Raw genomic sequence first — 19,372 nt, forward strand, 5'->3', positions numbered from 1 at the left:
GCCCCGCAGACAAAGGCGCTGGCGGTTTTCGCAAGACGAAAAAAAACCCGCTCGAGGGCGGGTTTTTATCTGACAGTGATGAGGTTAACGGGCGTACATGCCCCACCAGAAGACGTGACCGAGGATGACGATTTGCTCTTCCTGGATTTCCTGGAAGGTGTAGTCCTCGTCCGGGTGTTCATCGCGATTGAAGCTGCGCAGGCGAATGCCAGTCGGCAGGCGATACAGCTGTTTAACCCGCAACTGGCCGTTATGGTTGATGGCATAAAGATCGCCATCGACGATGTCGCCAATCGCGCACTTGCCGGCATTCACCCCGACAGTGGCACCATCGCGCAACACCGGCAGCATACTGTTGCCACGTACTGTCACGCATTTGGCCTGGTCGAACTGCACACCGTTGTGGCGCAGACTTCGCTTGCCGAAGCGCAGGCTAGAGCGCTCGCTCTCTTCGATGACGAATCTTCCTGATCCAGCAGCCAATTCAACCTCGCGAAGAAAGGGGACGGACACTTCGTCGTCATCGACGGGGGTGTCGTCGTCCCACAGACTTATATCCTTGAGTTCGGAATGCAATTGATCGCGCCCGGCAGTGGCGGTGGTCGCGACATCGACGCGCCCGCGCAACTGATCGGTGCTCACGGCGAAGTACTCGGCGATTTTCGAGATGTGTTTATCCGAAGGATCGACGATCTTCCCGCCGAGGATCCGCGAGAGCGTGGATTGAGGCACGCCGGTGCGACGGTGAAGCTCCGTGGGGGAGATCCCGTGCTGATCGAGCAGCGCTCTTAGGACGGTAGAAACATTGCGTTTTTGCATAACGCGCATAGTGCTTGATCTTTTTTACGAAGACAAATGCTGTTTTGCATAAATCATGCATAGACAGCAGAAAAGACCGGTGAGGCGTTCATGCCTGCGTCGAGCGGACTGCCCATGTTAATCTTGCGCCCATTGCGCAAAAGCCGGCCGATGCCCCTTCCTTTGCCCTACACCTTTGAACGAGTTTTCCTGAATTCCCGATGAATAAAGCCCTCTCCGACCTGTCCTCCCACACGCCAATGATGCAGCAATACTGGCGCCTGAAGAACCAGCACCCCGACCAGCTGATGTTCTACCGCATGGGCGACTTCTACGAGATCTTCTACGAAGACGCGAAGAAGGCCGCCAAGTTGCTGGACATCACCCTGACGGCCCGTGGGCAATCGGCGGGTCAGGCGATTCCGATGTGTGGGATTCCTTACCACTCTGCTGAAGGTTACCTGGCGAAACTGGTCAAACTGGGCGAGTCGGTGGTGATCTGCGAGCAGGTCGGCGACCCGGCCACCAGCAAAGGGCCGGTGGATCGCCAGGTAGTGCGGATCATCACGCCGGGTACGGTCAGTGATGAAGCGCTGCTCGACGAGCGCCGGGATAACCTGATTGCGGCGGTGCTGGGTGACGAGCGTCTTTTCGGCCTGGCTGTGCTCGATATCACCAGCGGCAACTTCACGGTGCTGGAGATCAAAGGCTGGGAAAACCTGCTGGCGGAGCTGGAGCGGGTCAATCCGGTAGAACTGATGATCCCGGATGATTGGCCGAAGGATTTGCCGGCGGAAAAACGTCGTGGGGTTCGTCGCCGTGCGCCGTGGGATTTCGAGCGCGACTCGGCGCTGAAAAGTCTTTGCCAGCAGTTCTCCACCCAGGACCTGAAAGGCTTCGGTTGCGAGAACCTGACCCTGGCCATCGGTGCGGCCGGTTGCCTGCTCAGTTACGCCAAGGAAACCCAGCGCACCGCCCTGCCCCACTTGCGCAGCCTGCGCCATGAACGCCTGGATGATACCGTGGTGCTGGACGGCGCGAGCCGTCGCAACCTGGAGCTGGACACCAACCTGGCCGGTGGTCGCGACAATACGCTGCAATCGGTGGTCGATCGCTGCCAGACGGCCATGGGCAGTCGTTTGCTGACTCGCTGGCTGAACCGTCCGCTGCGCGATCTCACTGTATTGCTGGCGCGCCAGACGTCGATCACCTGCCTGCTCGACGGTTACCGTTTCGAAAAACTGCAACCGCAGCTCAAGGAAATCGGTGACATCGAGCGGATTCTGGCGCGGATCGGCCTGCGCAACGCCCGTCCTCGTGACCTGGCGCGTCTGCGCGATGCACTCGGTGCGCTGCCTGAGCTGCAAGCGGCGATGACCGAGCTCGAAGCGCCGCACATCATTCAACTGGCGAAGACCACCAGCACCTACCCGGAACTCGCGGCGCTGCTGGAAAAAGCCATCATCGACAACCCGCCTGCAGTCATCCGTGACGGCGGCGTGTTGAAGACCGGTTACGACAGCGAACTCGACGATCTGCAATCGCTCAGCGAGAACGCCGGGCAGTTCCTGATTGATCTGGAAGCACGGGAAAAGGCTCGCACCGGTCTGTCGCACTTGAAGGTCGGTTACAACCGCATTCACGGCTATTTCATCGAGCTGCCGAGCAAGCAAGCCGAGTCGGCACCGGCCGATTACATTCGTCGCCAGACGCTCAAAGGCGCCGAGCGTTTCATCACGCCGGAACTGAAAGCGTTCGAGGACAAGGCGCTGTCGGCCAAGAGCCGTGCCTTGGCCCGCGAGAAGATGTTGTACGAAGCGCTGCTCGAAGACCTGATCGCCCAACTGCCTCCGCTGCAGGACACCGCCGCGGCGCTGGCCGAACTGGACGTGCTGAGCAACCTGGCCGAGCGTGCGCTGAACCTGGACCTGAACTGCCCGCGCTTCGTTGACGAGCCGTGCATGCGTATCACCCAGGGTCGTCACCCGGTGGTCGAGCAAGTACTGACCACGCCGTTCGTGGCCAACGACCTGAGCCTCGACGACAACACGCGCATGCTGGTGATTACCGGTCCGAACATGGGCGGTAAATCCACCTACATGCGCCAGACCGCGTTGATCGTGTTGCTGGCGCATATCGGCAGTTTCGTGCCGGCAGCCAGTTGCGAATTGTCCCTGGTGGACCGGATCTTTACCCGGATCGGTTCCAGTGATGACCTGGCCGGTGGCCGGTCGACCTTCATGGTCGAAATGAGCGAAACCGCGAACATTCTGCACAACGCCACCGAACGCAGCCTGGTGCTGATGGACGAAGTCGGTCGCGGCACCAGCACCTTCGACGGCCTGTCGCTGGCCTGGGCCGCGGCGGAACGTCTGGCGTATCTGCGCGCTTACACACTGTTCGCCACCCACTACTTCGAGCTGACGGTGCTACCGGAGGCGCAACCGCTGGTGGCTAACGTTCACCTCAATGCCACCGAGCACAACGAGCGCATCGTGTTCCTGCACCACGTCCTGCCCGGCCCTGCCAGCCAGAGCTACGGCTTGGCGGTTGCGCAGTTGGCAGGCGTGCCAAGTGAAGTGATTGTGCGCGCTCGTGAGCATTTGGGCCGCCTGGAGGCCACTGCACTGCCCCATGAAGTGCCCAAGCCCGCCAAAGGCAAACCGGCCGTGCCGCAGCAGAGCGATATGTTCGCCAGCCTGCCGCATCCGGTGCTCGATGAACTGGCAAAACTTGATCTGGACGACATGACGCCGCGTCGCGCGCTAGAAATGCTCTATACACTAAAGACACGGGTCTAACGCACTTGCCTGCAAGCTGTTAGAATCTCGCGCGGTTTGGGATGCTGCTGGCTAATAGCCTGGCCTGCAGATTATCGCTCCCAAACCTGGCGACCCCAACGTGAAGGGGCTCCGCTGCCGCCGCCTGAGGAGAAAATTAGAATGACCTTCGTCGTCACCGACAACTGCATCAAGTGCAAGTACACCGACTGCGTAGAAGTCTGTCCGGTGGACTGCTTTTACGAAGGCCCGAACTTCCTGGTGATTCACCCGGATGAGTGCATCGACTGCGCACTGTGCGAACCAGAGTGCCCTGCCGTGGCCATCTTCTCCGAAGATGAAGTCCCGGAAGACATGCAGCAATTCATTCAGCTGAACGTTGAGTTGGCCGAAATATGGCCCAACATCACCGAGAAGAAAGATCCGCTGCCAGACGCTGAAGAGTGGGATGGCAAGAAAGGCAAGATCAAAGAACTCGAACGCTGATCTTCCCACGCGTTCTGGAAAAGGCCCCTCGTGGGCCTTTTTGCTTTTCTGCAGGCAAAAAAAAGGGGCGGTTTGACCCGCCCACATTTTTCCCTATTCCCTGTATTCCTTTTCATCGTCCTGATGAATCGCTTCCTGCGATGTCCATTCCCCCCTTCCTTGAAGGGCGTGTCGATCCGTCGACACAGTTCAGATACTAGAGAAATCCCTACCAAGCGCAATTGACCCAGATCGCTAAAAACGTTTGTCATATGCTGTTAACACAATAAATTATCAATATAAATCAAATAGATAAGCAATGCGCACATAGGGTATGGGCGACTATGTAGTGGTCAACTAATCCCGGACACGACGTTAAGTTTTTCCTCGGCCCGCGCTGGCGCCAACCCATCGTTGAATTGGTGAGGCCGAATCCAGTTGTAGCGATGCATCAAAAAATGGCTGATATCGCGCTGTGCTTCCTGCGCAGTTCGATAGCCCACGGTCGGTATCCATTCTGTTTTCAAGCTGCGAAATACGCGCTCCATCGGTGCGTTATCCCAGCAGTTTCCTCGTCGACTCATGCTTTGGCGCATGCGGTATCGCCACAACCGCTGGCGAAAGAGTCGGCTTGCATATTGCGATCCCTGGTCTGAGTGGAATAGCAGATCCGAAGGCCTGCCACGCTGCTCGTAAGCCATATCCAGCGCTTTGATCACCAGCTCAGCGTCTGGCTTTTCCGACAGCGCCCAGCCCACGATCCGACGCGTACAAAGATCCAGGACGACAGCCAGGTAATGCCACTTTCCTTGTGCCCAAATGTAGGTGATATCGCCGCACCAGACTTGATTGGGCGCTGGCACGTCGAACTCGCGGTTCAATGTGTTCGGGATATCCAGTCTTTCTACTGTTGCTCGTTTGTAGGCATGGGAGCCGGGTTGTTTGCTGACTAAATCAAGCTCGCGCATCAAGCTACGCACTTTGAATCGACCGAGTTGCTCACCGTCTTCACGCATCAGTGACAGGATGCTGCGACTGCCCGCAGAGCTGCGACTTTGCGAGAACAGCTCACTGACGCGACTACGCAATCGAAGCCGTTCAACATCCGGCGTGCGGCGCCGCAGGCGCTGGGCGTAGTAACACGAGCGAGTGACGTCAAACACCTTGCACAGCCAATCAACCGGCTCATGGGCGCTCAACTGGTCAATCAGCGCGAACGCTCGTGATCTTCCGACATCAAGAGCGCAGTAGCCTTTTTTAGTATTGATTTCTCTCGCTCAAGCCGAGCAATCCGGGCTTCCAGCTCCTGAATTTTTTGCTGTTCCGGAGTCAGTGCCTTGCTCTGCGGGGTGACGCCTTTATGTTCTTTCTGAATCTGGTCAACCCAGCGGCGCAATGCCGATTCACCAATGCCGAGTGAACGGCTGGCTTCGATGTAGCTGTAGTTTTGTTTGAGCACAAGGTCGGCAGCCTCGCGCTTGAATTCAGGAGTAAAGGAGCGGCGTTGTTTGGTCATCTGACACCTCGATCTGGCGAGCATTCTCGCCTAAATGGGTGTCCGGTTTCATTAGACCACTACAACTACCAACCTGTAAAAATAGTGAACACTTACGAAAGAGTAAGCGAAAACTTACAGCGCGATACTACAAAGCCGAGACGATCACCCTCATCTTTCAGGCAATAAAAAACCCCGAGCCAGTCGGGGCCTTTTATGACCGTCTGAACAAATGGCTTATTGAAACAGCGACTCGCTCGACAAGCCGTTCTTCTCAAGAATCTCACGAAGACGCTTGAGGCCTTCCACCTGAATCTGTCTGACCCGCTCCCGGGTCAGGCCAATCTCCAGGCCTACGTCTTCAAGCGTGCTGCTCTCGTGGCCACGCAAGCCGAAGCGACGGACCACCACTTCACGTTGCTTGTCGGTCAGCTCCGAAAGCCATTGATCGATGCTCTGAGACAGGTCGTCGTCCTGCAGCAGTTCACATGGATCGGTTGGACGATCATCGGTAAGGGTGTCCAGCAGGGTTTTATCCGAATCCGGACCCAGCGAGACGTCGACCGAAGAAACCCGCTCGTTCAAGCCGAGCATGCGCTTGACCTCTGCCACTGGTTTTTCCAGCAGGTTGGCGATTTCTTCGGGTGAGGGTTCATGGTCGAGCTTTTGGGTCAGCTCCCGTGCAGCCCGCAGGTACACATTGAGCTCTTTGACCACATGGATCGGTAACCGGATGGTCCGGGTCTGATTCATGATCGCGCGCTCGATGGTCTGACGAATCCACCAGGTTGCGTAGGTCGAAAAGCGGAAGCCTCGCTCAGGGTCGAACTTCTCCACTGCGCGGATCAGACCGAGGTTGCCCTCTTCGATCAGGTCCAGCAGTGACAGCCCACGATTGACATAGCGGCGGGCGATTTTCACCACCAGTCGCAGGTTACTTTCAATCATGCGCTTGCGCCCCGCCGGATCGCCACTTTGCGACAAGCGCGCAAAATGAACTTCTTCTTCCGGAGAGAGCAATGGGGAAAAGCCGATTTCGTTGAGGTACAGCTGCGTGGCATCGAGTGCCCGAGTGTAATCGATGTACTTGTGTTGCTTTAACGAAGCGGAGTGTTTGGATTTGGCACGAACGGAAGGTGGAGCAGCCCCTTCATCATTCGACATCGAATCCGTACCGATGCCGGTCTCCATAAGGAGAACCTCATCGTCGATGTCAAACTCCGGCACTTCTTTACTGAGAGCCATTGTTATAGTCCTTTGGTGAGTTCGACCCCAAGCTCAAGCGGCGCCTTTATCCTTGGCAACGCTGGAGCCTGTCCCCTCTACGTGACGGAACAGGCTGGCAACAAATCAACGGCGTGGCAGGAACTGCAGCGGATCTACAGGTTTACCTTGTCGGCGAATCTCAAAATGCAGCTTCACCCGGTCTGTACCCGTTGACCCCATTTCGGCAATTGTCTGTCCGACCTTGACCTGCTGCCCCTCCCGAACCAACAGCCTGCGGTTATGTCCGTAGGCACTGACGTAGGTGTCGCTGTGTTTGATGATGACTAATTCGCCGTAGCCCCTTAAGCCACTCCCGGCGTATACCACCGTCCCATCAGACGCAGCTAAAACAGGCTGTCCCAAATCTCCGGCGATATCAATTCCTTTATTCAAACTACCGTTTGAGGAGAACTTTCCAATCAGAATGCCATTAGATGGCCATCCCCAGCCGGTCGGGGCCGGGCCGGCAGGAGGCATCGGAGCGGGGGCCGGCTTGTTGGCGAAGGACGGTGCAACCACTGAGCTACTGGTCGTTGTGCCATTAGCCTGACGCCGGATTACCGTGGTTTTCAGTGACGAAGAAGGCGTTGAATCGGTTGCACTCTCCACCGGCGCTGGTGTTGAACCGGTGCGACCATCAAAGCGAATTGTCTGACCCGGGTGGATCGTGTACGGCGTAGGAATGTTGTTCCGTGCGGCGAGGGCTTTGTAGTCCCAACCGTAGCGAAAAGCGATCGAGAACAGCGTGTCTTTCGGTCGAACGACGTACTGCCCCGTGGTCACTGCCGGACGCTGAGGAGCGGCGTTGTTGCGATCGACCACGCGAACATCACTCGTTTTGGAACTGGAGCAACCGACCAGCAAGGTGCTCAAGACGAGGCCAGTCACCAGGCGCTGAAAGCTCTTTGTACCCATACGCTGCGCAATGACTGTGAGACTCACCCGCCGCTCCCTTTGTGGTGGCTGAAAATGTGGATTGCCGTGTTCCGGCACGAAATGTCGCAAGTATAACGGGCCCGACAGGCTTTACCTTTAATGAAGCGAAATGGCTTCGCGCACACGTTTGCTGCCTGCCGATGAATTCCGTTTAACACTTCGATGCCGCTGTAAGACCCGGACAATCGAAGAGAATTCAGCGCTCCTGAATAAATGCTCAGGCCAGTGGCCCATTGAGCAACGGTACGAAGCGCACCGACCCCAAAACGCGTCGGGAAAAGCCGTTTTCTTCACGGATGATCAGCATCAATTGCTGCACCTCACCCGAACCGACCGGTATGACCAGTCTTCCGCCCGGCGCCAATTGATCGAGCAATGCCTGCGGAACATCGGTAGCTACCGCCGTAACGATAATGCCGTTATACGGTGCCAGCGCCGGCCAGCCTTCCCAACCGTCACCCCAGCGAAAAACCACGTTGCGTAGGTTCAGCTCGACCAGGCGTTCCTTGGCCCGGTCCTGCAAAACCTTGATGCGCTCCACGGAGAACACCCGCTCGACCAGTTGCGACAGTACCGCTGTCTGGTAGCCGGAGCCGGTGCCGATTTCCATCACCTTGTCGAGCGGCCCTGCCTCAAGCAGCAGCTCGCTCATGCGCGCCACCATATAAGGCTGGGAGATGGTCTGGTTGTGTCCGATCGGCAGTGCAGTGTCTTCATAAGCGCGGTGGGCCAGCGCCTCGTCGACGAACAGATGACGCGGTGTACGGCGGATGACTTCAAGCACCTTGGCGTTGGAAACGCCCTCTTCATACAGGCGCTGAATAAGGCGTTCGCGAGTGCGTTGAGAGGTCATCCCGATGCCGCGACGCAAAATATCGTCTTGTTCACGACCCATTAGCGCAACCCCTCCAGCCAGCCATCGAGACTTCTAAAGGCATCATTGAAGGTGCGATCCAGTTGCAGCGGCGTGATGGATACATAGCCTTGCATCACCGCATGGAAATCAGTGCCCGGGCCGCCGTCTTCAGCGTCGCCCGCCGCAGCGATCCAGTAACCGGATTTGCCGCGCGGGTCGACCACCTTCATCGGCGCCGCAGCGCGTGCGCGGTGTCCCAGGCGGGTCAGCTGAATGCCGCGAATGTGATCCAGCGGCAGATTGGGAATGTTCACGTTCAATACCGTGCGCGGCGGCAGATCGAGGTCAGCGTGGGCTTCGACCAGTTTGCGCGCAAAGTAAGCGGCTGTGGGAAGGTTCTCCACTTGCCGTGAGACCAACGAAAAGGCGAACGAAGGACGCTCAAGGAATCGCCCCTCGAGGGCCGCCGCGACGGTGCCGGAATACAACACGTCGTCCCCCAGGTTAGCGCCCAGGTTGATACCGGAAACCACCATGTCCGGCTCGCACTCCAGCAAGCCGTTAAGGCCCAGGTGCACGCAATCGGTGGGTGTGCCGTTCAGGCTGATAAAGCCGTTGGCCAGGGTTTGCGGGTGCAACGGACGGTCGAGCGTCAGCGAACTGCTGGCGCCACTTTTGTCCTGGTCCGGGGCGATAACCACGCACTCGGTGTAATTCGCCAGCGCAGCATAAAGCGCGGCGAGACCGGGTGCGGCTACCCCATCGTCGTTAGAAATCAGAATACGCATGGGCTGTCCGTCTGCCCCACCGGCACCAGATCAACAAGCTCGCGCACCAATACAGTGGCGAAGCATCCGGCCGGGAGGACGAATTCCAGTTGCAGAATGTCAGGCTCGGGATAATGCCACGTCAACCCACCAATGGGCAGCCGCAGGATGCGACGTTCGTGGCTCATTCCGGCGTTAATCAACCAATCGCGCAGATCCGCTTCGCGCTCGGCGATTGCCTGCTCCAGTACATGGACAGCGCCGGTCGCCGGCGAGTCACCTTCGCCCCATTGAGGACCGGTCGGGTGCAGGTCGAGAATCGCCAGGCGCGGATCGCTGCATTCAGCTTCACCAGCCGGAAAAAAGCTGCGACTGTCGGTGAAGGCCAGCAGATCGCCGACCTGAGCACGCTGCCAGCTACCATCGGCCACGCGCGCCGCCAACACTTGGTTAAACAGAAAACTGCGCGCAGTGGACAGCAGGCGCGAACGCACATTGCGCTGCTCCGGCAAGGCCTTACGGGCAGCCCAGGCGCGGGCATCGACGACGTTACCACCATCAAAGCCGAAACGCTGGGTGCCGAAATAATTGGGAACGCCTTGTTTGGCGATCAGTTGCAGCCGCGCGTCGATTGCGTCTTTATCACCCGCGAATTGCGTCAGGCGCAACGTGAAGCCATTGGCCGAGTGAGCACCGCGTTGCAACTTGCGTTTGTGTCGACCGGTCTTGAGGATTTTCAGTGTGTCGTTTTCTGCCGCCGCCAGATCAGGATCGGCCTTGCCCGGCAGCTGCACGCTGAACCACTGGCGAGTCAGCGCCTGACGATCCTTCAAGCCCGCATAACTGACGGTGCGCAATGGCACGCCCGCGGCCTTGGCAATCCGCCGGGCCGCTTCTTCGGTATTCAGGCCACGCTTTTCCACCCAGATCCACAGGTGTTCGCCATCGCCGCTGAGGGGGATGTTGAGCACCTCATCGACCTGAAAGTCTTCTGCCGTGGCTTTCAATACCGCGGTGCCGAGAGCATCACCGTAAGCCCGCGGGCCGAGCAATTGCACTTCGTTCATGCGCGCAGCAACAAGGCAACGGAATGCACGGCGATGCCTTCTTCGCGACCGACAAAGCCGAGCTTTTCGGTGGTGGTAGCTTTCACGTTCACTTGATCCAACTCAACTTGAAGATCGGCGGCAATCAGCGCGCGCATCGATTCGATATGCGGGGCCATTTTCGGCGCCTGGGCAACAATGGTGTTATCGACATTGCCGACCTTCCAGCCCTTGGCATGGATCAGTGCGACGACATGACGCAACAGCACCCGGCTGTCGGCGCCCTTGTAGGTCGGGTCGGTGTCCGGGAAGTGCTTGCCGATATCACCCAGCGCAGCCGCGCCGAGCAAGGCATCGCTCAAGGCGTGCAGCAGGACGTCACCGTCGGAGTGAGCGAGCAGCCCGAAGCCGTGTGCAATACGCACGCCGCCTAGAGTAATGAAATCGCCTTCAGCGAAACGATGCACATCATAGCCGTGGCCAATACGCATAAAAAAACGCCCCGATTTTTGTCAGGGCGTGATTCTACCTGCTTTGTCAGACATTAGGCGCTTAGAGCACGCCCATGATGCTGCAAGTGGTCGTCAATGAAGCTGGCAATGAAGAAATAGCTGTGATCGTAGCCCGGTTGCAGGCGCAACGTCAGCGGATGACCGGCCAGTTTGGCCGCCTGTTGCAACGCCTCCGGCTTGAGCTGCGTGGCGAGGAAATCATCTCGATCACCTTGGTCGACCAGCAGCGGCAATTTCTCATCGGCCTCGGCGATCAATGCACAGGCATCCCATTCGCGCCATTTCGAACGGTCTTCGCCCAGGTACCGGGAAAAGGCTTTTTGGCCCCACGGGCAATCCATCGGATTGTTGATCGGCGAGAACGCCGACACCGACTGATAGCGCCCCGGGTTGCGCAAGGCGCAGACCAGCGCCCCATGACCACCCATGGAGTGGCCGCTGATACCGCGTTTGTCCGAAGCCGGGAAATGAGCTTCGACCAATGCCGGCAATTCCTGCACGACATAGTCATGCATCCGATAGTGCCGCGACCACGGTTCCTGCGAGGCATTCAGGTAAAACCCGGCGCCGAGGCCGAAGTCCCAGGCACCCTCTGGATCACCCGGCACGTCAGGACCGCGAGGGCTGGTGTCCGGTGCGACGATGATCAACCCCAGCTCGGCGGCCATGCGCAGGGCGCCGGCCTTGTGCATGAAGTTTTCATCGGTGCAGGTCAGGCCGGACAACCAATACAGCACTGGCAGCTTGCCGCCCTGCTCCGCTTGCGGTGGCAAGTACACGGCGAACACCATGTCGCAGCCGAGCACGTCGGAGCGGTGCTTGTAGCGTTTGTGCCAGCCGCCGAAGCTTTTCTGGCAGGAGATATTTTCCAGGCTCATGAGCGACCTCAAAAATGAATGACGCTGCGGATGCTTTTGCCTTCATGCATCAGGTCGAAAGCCTTGTTGATATCTTCCAGACCCATGGTGTGGGTGATGAAGGTATCCAGCGGGATTTCGCCGGTTTCGGCCATTTCGACGTAGCTTGGCAATTCGGTGCGGCCACGCACGCCACCGAACGCCGAACCGCGCCAGACGCGACCGGTGACCAGCTGGAACGGACGGGTCGAAATTTCCTGTCCGGCACCGGCGACGCCGATGATGACCGACTCGCCCCAGCCCTTGTGGCAGCACTCAAGCGCGGCACGCATCAACTGGACGTTGCCGATGCACTCGAAGGAAAAGTCGACGCCGCCATCCGTCATGTCGACGATGACTTCCTGGATCGGACGATCGAAATCTTTCGGGTTCACACAATCGGTTGCACCCAGCTGCTTGGCGATTTCGAATTTGGCAGGGTTGATGTCGATGGCGATGATGCGACCGGCCTTGGCCTTGACCGCACCGATGATGGCTGACAAACCGATGCCGCCAAGGCCGAAAATGGCCACGGTATCACCGGGTTTTACCTTGGCGGTATTGAGGACCGCCCCAATCCCGGTGGTGACACCGCAGCCTAGCAGGCAGACTTTTTCCAGTGGCGCTTCTTTAGGAATCTTCGCAACGGAGATTTCCGGCAACACGGTGTACTCCGAAAAGGTCGAGGTGCCCATGTAGTGGAAAATCGGCTGGCCCTTGTAGGAAAAACGCGTGGTGCCATCTGGCATCAGGCCTTTACCTTGCGTCGCGCGAATCGCCTGGCATAGGTTGGTTTTGCCCGAGAGGCAGAATTTGCATTTACGGCATTCCGGCGTGTACAGCGGGATCACATGGTCGCCGACGGCGACAGAGGTCACGCCTTCGCCGATCGCTTCGACCACCGCACCGCCTTCGTGACCGAGGATCGACGGAAAGATGCCTTCCGGGTCAGCGCCCGACAGCGTGTAGGCATCCGTATGACAGACACCGGAAGCCACCACTCGCAACAACACTTCACCGGCCTTGGGCATGGCGACATCGACTTCAACGATCTCGAGGGGTTTCTTGGCCTCGAAGGCTACGGCAGCGCGCGACTTGATCATGTGGATTCTCCAGTGAATAAAAACGAGACAGGGAGTGTAATACACCGCTTGACGGTGAATAATCCGGACAAAAGCAAAACATTATTGCTGTACAGGGATAATCATCGATGTCCGAGAACCGTTGGGAAGGTATAGACGAATTCGTCGCCGTCGCCGAATGCAGCCAATTCACCGCCGCCGCGGAACGACTCGGGGTCTCGTCCTCACATATCAGTCGACAAATTGTACGCCTCGAAGAGCGACTTCAGACGCGACTGCTGTACCGCAGCACCCGTCGGGTCACGCTGACCGAAGCCGGGCAGACCTTTCTGCAACATTGCCAGCGTTTGCAGGATGGCCGCGAAGAAGCCTTGCGTGCGGTGGGCGACCTGACCAGCGAACCCAAAGGCATGCTGCGCATGACCTGCGCCGTGGCCTATGGCGAGCGCTTCATCGTGCCGCTGGTCACGCGCTTCATGGGGCTCTATCCGCAACTTCGCGTCGACATTGAACTGAGCAACCGCCCGCTGGACCTGGTGCATGAAGGCCTGGATCTGGCGATCCGTCTTGGTCGCTTGCAGGATTCAAGGTTGGTCGCCACACGTCTGGCCCCACGCCGCATGTATCTGTGTGCATCTCCGTCCTACATCGAACGGTATGGTCGCCCACACAGTCTGTCGGAGCTCAGCCGCCACAACTGCCTCATCGGCAGTTCGGACATGTGGCAACTGGAACAGAACGGACGGGAATTTTCTCAGCGGGTCCAGGGAAACTGGCGCTGCAACAGTGGGCAAGCGGTACTGGACGCGGCGTTGCAGGGGGTCGGTTTATGCCAACTGCCGGACTATTACGTGCTGGAGTACTTGAAAAACGGCGAGCTGATTTCGTTGCTGGAAGCCCACCAACCGCCGAACACGGCCGTATGGGCGCTTTATCCACAGCAGCGGCATCTGTCGCCCAAGGTGCGCAAATTGGTGGACTATTTGAAAGAGGGGTTGGCGTTGAGACCTGAGTACAGCGTTTGAAGATCAAAAGATCGCAGCCTCGTTTCACTCGACAGCTCCTACAAGCTACTGCCAATGTAGGAGCTGTCGAGTGAAACGAGGCTGCGATCTTTTAGTGGCGGTTAACCCAACGCTGACGAAGCCATTCCAGATCTTCAGGGCGCGTAACTTTAAGGTTATCGGAACGACCTTCGATCAGACGCGGCGCAAGACCCGCCCACTCCATCGCCGATGCTTCGTCAGTGATGACCGCGTCGGCCACCAGGCTGTCAGCCAGCGCACGATGCAGCGCGCCAAGGCGAAACATCTGCGGTGTATAGGCCTGCCAGATCACGCTGCGATCCACGGTTTCGACGACACGACCATGCTTGTCTACCCGCTTGAGCGTATCGCGGGCAGGCACTGCCAGCAGTCCGCCAACAGGATCGTCCGCTAACTCATGCAGCAATTTATCCAGATCATCACGGGAAAGATTCGGCCGCGCCGCATCGTGCACCAGCACCCAATCGTCATCGTCAGCGCCCAATGCGTTCAAATGCAACAACGCATTGAGTACCGATCCGGAACGCTCGTCGCCGCCGTCGACACGCTGAATGCGCGAATCGGTAGCACACGCCAGGTTCGGCCAGTAAGGATCATCGACAGCAAGACTGACCACCAAGCCCTTGAGGCAAGGATGATCAAGGAAACAGCCAAGGCTGTGTTCGAGAATAGTGCGCCCGCCCAGTTGCAAGTATTGCTTGGGTCGGTCCGCGGCCATACGGGCACCAACACCCGCGGCAGGAATCACGGCCCAGAAGGCCGGTAACGACGTGTTCATTGAGCCAACTGGTAAAGGGTTTCACCGTCCTTGACCATGCCCAACTCATGGCGGGCCCGCTCTTCAACGGTCTCCATGCCTTTTTTCAACTCACTGACTTCGGCGTCCATGACCCGATTGCGTTCCAGCAAGCCTTCGTTCTCAGCGTGTTGATCCGCGATCTGCTGAGTCAGCTCGGCCACTTGCGCCAGACTGCCATTACCCACCCACAGGCGGTATTGCAGGCCAGCCAGCAGCAGGAGCAAGACGAGGAACAACCAATTGGGACTGCGCATCGAATATCGGGTATCCAGTGAAAAAAGACAGCCATGCCAAAACTTTGAAGCGTCTGATAGCACGAAGCCTGGAAGAACCAGGCTTGTGCTCTTAAGGCATCAGATTAGTGGCAAATCCATCGCTGTCGCGATATTTCCGACACAATCCTTTGTCTTTTTACCATGTAGCAATTAACCGCGGAACTCGCTGCGGCCGTTGTACTTGGCTTTACCCTGCAACTGCTCTTCGATACGCAGCAGTTGGTTGTACTTGGAAACGCGGTCGGAACGGCACAGAGAGCCGGTCTTGATCTGGCCTGCCGAGGTGCCCACGGCCAGGTCGGCAATGGTCGAATCTTCGGTTTCGCCGGAGCGGTGCGAGATGACGGCAGTGTAACCAGCGGCCTTGGCCATCTGGATGGCTTCCAGGGTTTCGGTCAGGGTGCCGATCTGGTTGAACTTGATCAGGATCGAGTTGGCGATCTTTTTATCGATGCCTTCTTTCAGGATCTTGGTGTTGGTCACGAACAGGTCGTCGCCCACCAGCTGGGTCTTCTCGCCGATCTTGTCGGTGAGGATTTTCCAGCCAGCCCAGTCGGACTCGTCCAGGCCATCTTCGATGGAGATGATCGGGTAACGCTCGGTCAGGCCTTTGAGGTAGTCGGCGAAACCTTCAGCGGTGAACACCTGGCCTTCGCCGGACAGGTTGTATTTACCGTCTTCGTAGAACTCGCTCGCCGCGCAGTCCAGTGCCAGGGTCACGTCGGTGCCCAGCTTGTAACCAGCGTTGGCCACTGCTTCGGAAATAACTTTCAAAGCGTCTTCGTTGGAAGCCAGGTTCGGTGCGAAACCGCCTTCGTCGCCAACTGCAGTGCTCAGGCCACGGGCCTTCAGCACAGCTTTGAGGTGATGGAAAATCTCGGTACCCATGCGCAGACCTTCCGAGAAAGACTTGGCGCCAACCGGCTGAACCATGAATTCCTGGATATCGACGTTGTTATCGGCGTGCTCGCCACCGTTGATGATGTTCATCATCGGAACCGGCATCGAGTAGACACCCGGGGTGCCGTTCAGGTTGGCGATGTGCGCGTACAGCGGCAGGTCCTGGTCCTGTGCTGCTGCCTTGGCCGCGGCCAGGGAAACGGCGAGGATCGCGTTGGCGCCCAGGGAACCTTTGTTTTCAGTACCGTCGAGCTTGATCATCGCGTGATCCAGCGCTTTCTGGTCGCTTGGGTCTGTACCTTTCAACAGGTCACGGATCGGACCGTTGATGTTGGCGACGGCTTTGAGCACGCCTTTGCCCAGGTAACGGCTCTTGTCGCCATCACGCAGCTCGAGTGCTTCACGCGAGCCAGTGGAAGCACCGGACGGCGCGCAAGCGCTACCGATGATGCCGTTATCGAGAAGCACGTCCGCTTCCACGGTGGGATTGCCACGGGAGTCGAGAACTTCACGACCTTTGATGTCGACGATTTTTGCCATTGTTGTAAACACTCCAAAGTTGACGAAAACGACGCAGCTAGAGGAAATCTTTTACCGTCGGCAAGTGGTGTGCAGCGGGCAGACTTGCGGACGATAAGGCTCAGGCCCGAGGGCCTGAGCAACAAATCGTGCGGTACTTTACCGGAGAAATGAGGTTTACGCGGTCTCTACCGTCGGAAAACTCTTCACCAGTTCGTCCAGAGCTTTGAGCTGGGCCAGGAATGGCTCCAGTTTGTCCAGACGCAAGGCGCATGGGCCGTCGCATTTGGCGTTGTCCGGGTCCGGGTGCGCTTCGAGAAACAGACCGGCCAGCGACTGGCTCATGCCAGCCTTGGCCAGATCGAGGACCTGGGCGCGACGGCCGCCAGCGGAATCGGAGCGACCGCCGGGCATTTGTAGCGCGTGGGTCACGTCGAAGAATACCGGGTATTCGAACTGCTTCATGATGCCGAAGCCAAGCATGTCGACGACCAGGTTGTTGTAGCCGAAGCTCGAACCGCGTTCGCAGAGGATCAACTGATCGTTACCCGCTTCCACGCACTTGTTCAGGATGTGTTTCATTTCCTGAGGCGCGAGGAACTGGGCTTTCTTGATGTTGATCACTGCGCCAGTCTTGGCCATCGCGACCACGAGGTCGGTCTGGCGCGACAGGAAGGCCGGCAGCTGGATGATGTCGCAGACTTCAGCGACGACCGCGGCCTGGTGAGGCTCGTGGACGTCGGTGATGATCGGCACGCCGAAGGCTTGCTTGATGTCCTGGAAGATCCGCATGCCCTCTTCCAGGCCGGGGCCACGGTAAGAGGTCACGGAGGAACGGTTGGCCTTGTCGAAGCTGGCCTTGAACACATAAGGGATACCGAGTTTCTCGGTAACCTTTACGTACTCTTCGCAGACCTGCATCGCCATGTCGCGGCTTTCCAGCACGTTCATGCCACCGAACAGCACCATTGGCTTGTCGTTGGCAATCTCGATATCGCCTACACGGATGATCTTCTGCGCCATCGTATTTACGCCTTCTTCTGGTGTTGAACCAAAGCTGCTTTAACGAAACCGCTGAACAACGGGTGACCGTCACGAGGTGTCGAAGTGAACTCAGGGTGGAACTGGCAAGCGACGAACCATGGATGATCCGGTGCTTCAACCACTTCTACCAACGCACCATCGCCGGAACGACCGGAGATCTTCAGACCGGCAGCCATGATCTGCGGCAGCAGGTTGTTGTTCACTTCGTAGCGGTGACGGTGACGTTCGACGATCACGTCCTTGGCGTAGCAATCGTGCACCAGAGAGCCCTGTTCAAGCAGGCAATCCTGTGCGCCGAGGCGCATGGTGCCGCCAAGGTCGGACGATTCGGTACGGATCTCGACGGCGCCGGTGGCATCTTCCCACTCGGTGATCAGACCCACGACCGGGTGACCGCTGGCACGATCGAACTCGGTGGAGTTGGCGTCTTTCCAGCCCAGCACGTTACGAGCGAACTCGATCACGGCCACTTGCATGCCCAGGCAGATGCCCAGGTACGGAACCTTGTTTTCGCGAGCGTATTGAACGGCGGTGATCTTGCCTTCCACGCCACGCAGACCGAAGCCGCCCGGTACGAGGATCGCGTCAACACCTTCCAGCAGCGCGGTGCCCTGGTTTTCGATGTCTTCGGAATCGATGTAGCGCAGGTTGACCTTGGTGCGGTTGCTGATGCCGGCGTGACTCATCGCTTCGATCAGCGACTTGTAGGCGTCCAGCAGTTCCATGTACTTGCCGACCATCGCGATGGTGACTTCGTGTTCCGGGTTCAGCTTGGCGTCAACCACAGCTTCCCACTCGGACAGATCGGCGCTACCGCATTGCAGGCCGAAACGCTCGACGACGAAATCATCCAGGCCCTGGGAATGCAGGATGCCCGGGATCTTGTAGATGGTGTCGGCGTCTTCCAGCGCGATCACCGCACGTTCTTCAACGTTGGTGAATTGCGCGATCTTGCGACGCGAGGAGATGTCGATCGGGTGATCGGAACGGCACACCAGCACGTCAGGCTGCAGGCCAATGGAACGCAGTTCCTTGACCGAATGCTGAGTCGGCTTGGTCTTGGTTTCGCCGGCAGTGGCGATGTACGGCACCAGTGTCAGGTGCATCAGCATTGCGCGCTTGGCACCGACTTCGAAACGCAATTGGCGGATCGCTTCGAGGAACGGTTGCGACTCGATGTCACCCACGGTGCCACCGATCTCGACCATGGCCACGTCGGCATCGCCGGCGCCCTTGATGATCCGGCGCTTGATTTCGTCGGTGATGTGCGGGATCACCTGAATGGTGGCGCCCAGGTAATCACCACGGCGCTCTTTGCGCAGGACGTGTTCGTAGACACGGCCAGTGGTGAAGTTGTTGTTCTGGGTCATGGTCGTGCGGATGAACCGCTCGTAGTGGCCCAGGTCCAGGTCGGTCTCGGCGCCGTCGTGGGTGACGAACACTTCACCGTGCTGGAACGGGCTCATGGTGCCCGGGTCAACGTTGATGTACGGGTCCAGCTTCAGCATGGTGACCTTAAGTCCCCGCGCCTCCAGGATGGCCGCCAATGAAGCCGAGGCAATGCCTTTCCCCAATGAAGAAACAACACCGCCCGTGACGAATATGTAGCGCGTCATGAAAAACCCTAGAAGTCTGCGTTAAAGCGGTCCGAGCCGCCGGGGAAAGCGAAGGAAGGCCGAAGCCCCCGATCACCTGCATTAATCACAGTGCACCTTTCAAAAAAACCGCCGCGTTGGGACAGACCGGCAGATGAAACACCGGTACGTTGCTCGCTACACATTTTTTGGAATCGCCCAGCAAAGACTGCTTGGTAATCGGCAACTCCTGCAATTCAGGCGAATCCACAGAAGTTGTATCAAGAAGGGAGCGTAGTCTACCGGAAAGCCCCTT

18 protein-coding genes are annotated in these 19,372 nt (G+C 58.1%); 3 read left to right on the plus strand and 15 right to left on the minus strand.

Annotation, left to right across the window (positions count from 1 at the left end):
* Window positions 1-84: 84 nt before the first annotated feature.
* Complete coding sequence (locus tag BLQ41_RS29220) at window positions 85-819, minus strand: XRE family transcriptional regulator (RefSeq protein ID WP_090188906.1); 735 nt, start codon at window positions 817-819, stop codon at window positions 85-87.
* A gap of 200 nt (window positions 820-1,019) precedes the next feature.
* On the opposite strand from BLQ41_RS29220, the gene mutS reads away from it, so the two are divergent.
* Together mutS and fdxA are read left to right on the plus strand one after the other, a co-directional pair.
* Window positions 1,020-3,599 carry a DNA mismatch repair protein MutS gene (gene mutS, locus BLQ41_RS29225; RefSeq protein ID WP_090187763.1) on the plus strand — a complete coding sequence of 860 codons (2,580 nt, stop codon included), beginning with the start codon at window positions 1,020-1,022 and terminating at the stop codon, window positions 3,597-3,599.
* Between the two features lie 141 nt (window positions 3,600-3,740).
* A complete protein-coding gene (gene fdxA / locus BLQ41_RS29230) occupies window positions 3,741-4,064 on the plus strand; it encodes a ferredoxin FdxA (protein WP_090187765.1) in 324 nt (107 codons plus the stop codon).
* A gap of 332 nt (window positions 4,065-4,396) precedes the next feature.
* Here the strand turns inward: fdxA and BLQ41_RS29235 are convergent.
* The 9 genes from BLQ41_RS29235 to BLQ41_RS29275 all read right to left on the minus strand — a co-directional run bounded on the left by BLQ41_RS29235 (window position 4,397) and on the right by BLQ41_RS29275 (window position 12,920).
* Window positions 4,397-5,559 (minus strand): IS3 family transposase gene (locus tag BLQ41_RS29235; protein WP_090175779.1). Its coding sequence is split into 2 segments (ribosomal slippage): window positions 4,397-5,304 and window positions 5,304-5,559, totalling 1,164 coding nucleotides; the frame shifts between segments, so codons are not numbered across the junction.
* 216 nt (window positions 5,560-5,775) lie between these two features.
* Complete coding sequence (gene rpoS, locus BLQ41_RS29240; RefSeq protein WP_056856224.1) at window positions 5,776-6,783, minus strand: RNA polymerase sigma factor RpoS; 1,008 nt, start codon at window positions 6,781-6,783, stop codon at window positions 5,776-5,778.
* 105 nt (window positions 6,784-6,888) lie between these two features.
* Window positions 6,889-7,746 carry a peptidoglycan DD-metalloendopeptidase family protein gene (locus tag BLQ41_RS29245; protein ID WP_090187768.1) on the minus strand — a complete coding sequence of 286 codons (858 nt, stop codon included), beginning with the start codon at window positions 7,744-7,746 and terminating at the stop codon, window positions 6,889-6,891.
* A 211-nt stretch (window positions 7,747-7,957) separates the two neighbouring features.
* The gene (locus BLQ41_RS29250; RefSeq protein WP_197678969.1) at window positions 7,958-8,593 is read right to left on the minus strand and encodes a protein-L-isoaspartate(D-aspartate) O-methyltransferase; all 636 of its coding nucleotides are present in this window, start codon (window positions 8,591-8,593) and stop codon (window positions 7,958-7,960) included.
* 41 nt (window positions 8,594-8,634) lie between these two features.
* Complete coding sequence (gene surE, locus BLQ41_RS29255; protein ID WP_090187773.1) at window positions 8,635-9,384, minus strand: 5'/3'-nucleotidase SurE; 750 nt, start codon at window positions 9,382-9,384, stop codon at window positions 8,635-8,637.
* Window positions 9,372-10,430: a tRNA pseudouridine(13) synthase TruD gene (gene truD, locus BLQ41_RS29260; RefSeq protein ID WP_090187776.1), complete on the minus strand. Its 1,059-nt coding sequence runs from the start codon at window positions 10,428-10,430 to the stop codon at window positions 9,372-9,374. Before truD ends, surE begins: the two co-directional genes overlap by 13 nt.
* Complete coding sequence (ispF, locus tag BLQ41_RS29265; protein WP_008154023.1) at window positions 10,427-10,900, minus strand: 2-C-methyl-D-erythritol 2,4-cyclodiphosphate synthase; 474 nt, start codon at window positions 10,898-10,900, stop codon at window positions 10,427-10,429. The genes truD and ispF overlap by 4 nt, the downstream gene beginning before the upstream one ends.
* A gap of 53 nt (window positions 10,901-10,953) precedes the next feature.
* Window positions 10,954-11,799 (minus strand): S-formylglutathione hydrolase, encoded by an 846-nt coding sequence (gene fghA, locus BLQ41_RS29270; protein ID WP_090187778.1) that lies wholly within the window; start codon window positions 11,797-11,799, stop codon window positions 10,954-10,956.
* Between the two features lie 8 nt (window positions 11,800-11,807).
* The gene (locus BLQ41_RS29275; protein ID WP_090187781.1) at window positions 11,808-12,920 is read right to left on the minus strand and encodes an S-(hydroxymethyl)glutathione dehydrogenase/class III alcohol dehydrogenase; all 1,113 of its coding nucleotides are present in this window, start codon (window positions 12,918-12,920) and stop codon (window positions 11,808-11,810) included.
* Window positions 12,921-13,027: 107 nt separating this feature from the next.
* Between BLQ41_RS29275 and BLQ41_RS29280 the strand changes: the two genes are divergently transcribed.
* Complete coding sequence (locus BLQ41_RS29280; RefSeq protein ID WP_090187784.1) at window positions 13,028-13,924, plus strand: LysR substrate-binding domain-containing protein; 897 nt, start codon at window positions 13,028-13,030, stop codon at window positions 13,922-13,924.
* A gap of 91 nt (window positions 13,925-14,015) precedes the next feature.
* Here the strand turns inward: BLQ41_RS29280 and ispD are convergent, their stop codons facing one another.
* The 5 genes from ispD to BLQ41_RS29305 all read right to left on the minus strand — a co-directional run bounded on the left by ispD (window position 14,016) and on the right by BLQ41_RS29305 (window position 19,098).
* Window positions 14,016-14,723 (minus strand): 2-C-methyl-D-erythritol 4-phosphate cytidylyltransferase, encoded by a 708-nt coding sequence (gene ispD, locus BLQ41_RS29285; protein ID WP_090187788.1) that lies wholly within the window; start codon window positions 14,721-14,723, stop codon window positions 14,016-14,018.
* Window positions 14,720-14,998 (minus strand): cell division protein FtsB, encoded by a 279-nt coding sequence (ftsB, locus tag BLQ41_RS29290; RefSeq protein WP_008028992.1) that lies wholly within the window; start codon window positions 14,996-14,998, stop codon window positions 14,720-14,722. Before ftsB ends, ispD begins: the two co-directional genes overlap by 4 nt.
* A 171-nt stretch (window positions 14,999-15,169) precedes the next feature.
* Window positions 15,170-16,459, minus strand: a complete 1,290-nt coding sequence (gene eno, locus BLQ41_RS29295; protein WP_090187791.1) for a phosphopyruvate hydratase — start codon at window positions 16,457-16,459, stop codon at window positions 15,170-15,172.
* Between the two features lie 156 nt (window positions 16,460-16,615).
* Window positions 16,616-17,461 (minus strand): 3-deoxy-8-phosphooctulonate synthase, encoded by an 846-nt coding sequence (kdsA, locus tag BLQ41_RS29300; protein ID WP_090187794.1) that lies wholly within the window; start codon window positions 17,459-17,461, stop codon window positions 16,616-16,618.
* Window positions 17,462-17,466: 5 nt separating this feature from the next.
* Entirely contained in the window at window positions 17,467-19,098 is a 1,632-nt protein-coding gene (locus tag BLQ41_RS29305; RefSeq protein ID WP_090187796.1) for a CTP synthase, read from the minus strand.
* Window positions 19,099-19,372 lie beyond the last annotated feature (274 nt).

Source organism: Pseudomonas arsenicoxydans (assembly GCF_900103875.1).
Taxonomy (GTDB): Bacteria; Pseudomonadota; Gammaproteobacteria; order Pseudomonadales; family Pseudomonadaceae; genus Aquipseudomonas; species Aquipseudomonas arsenicoxydans.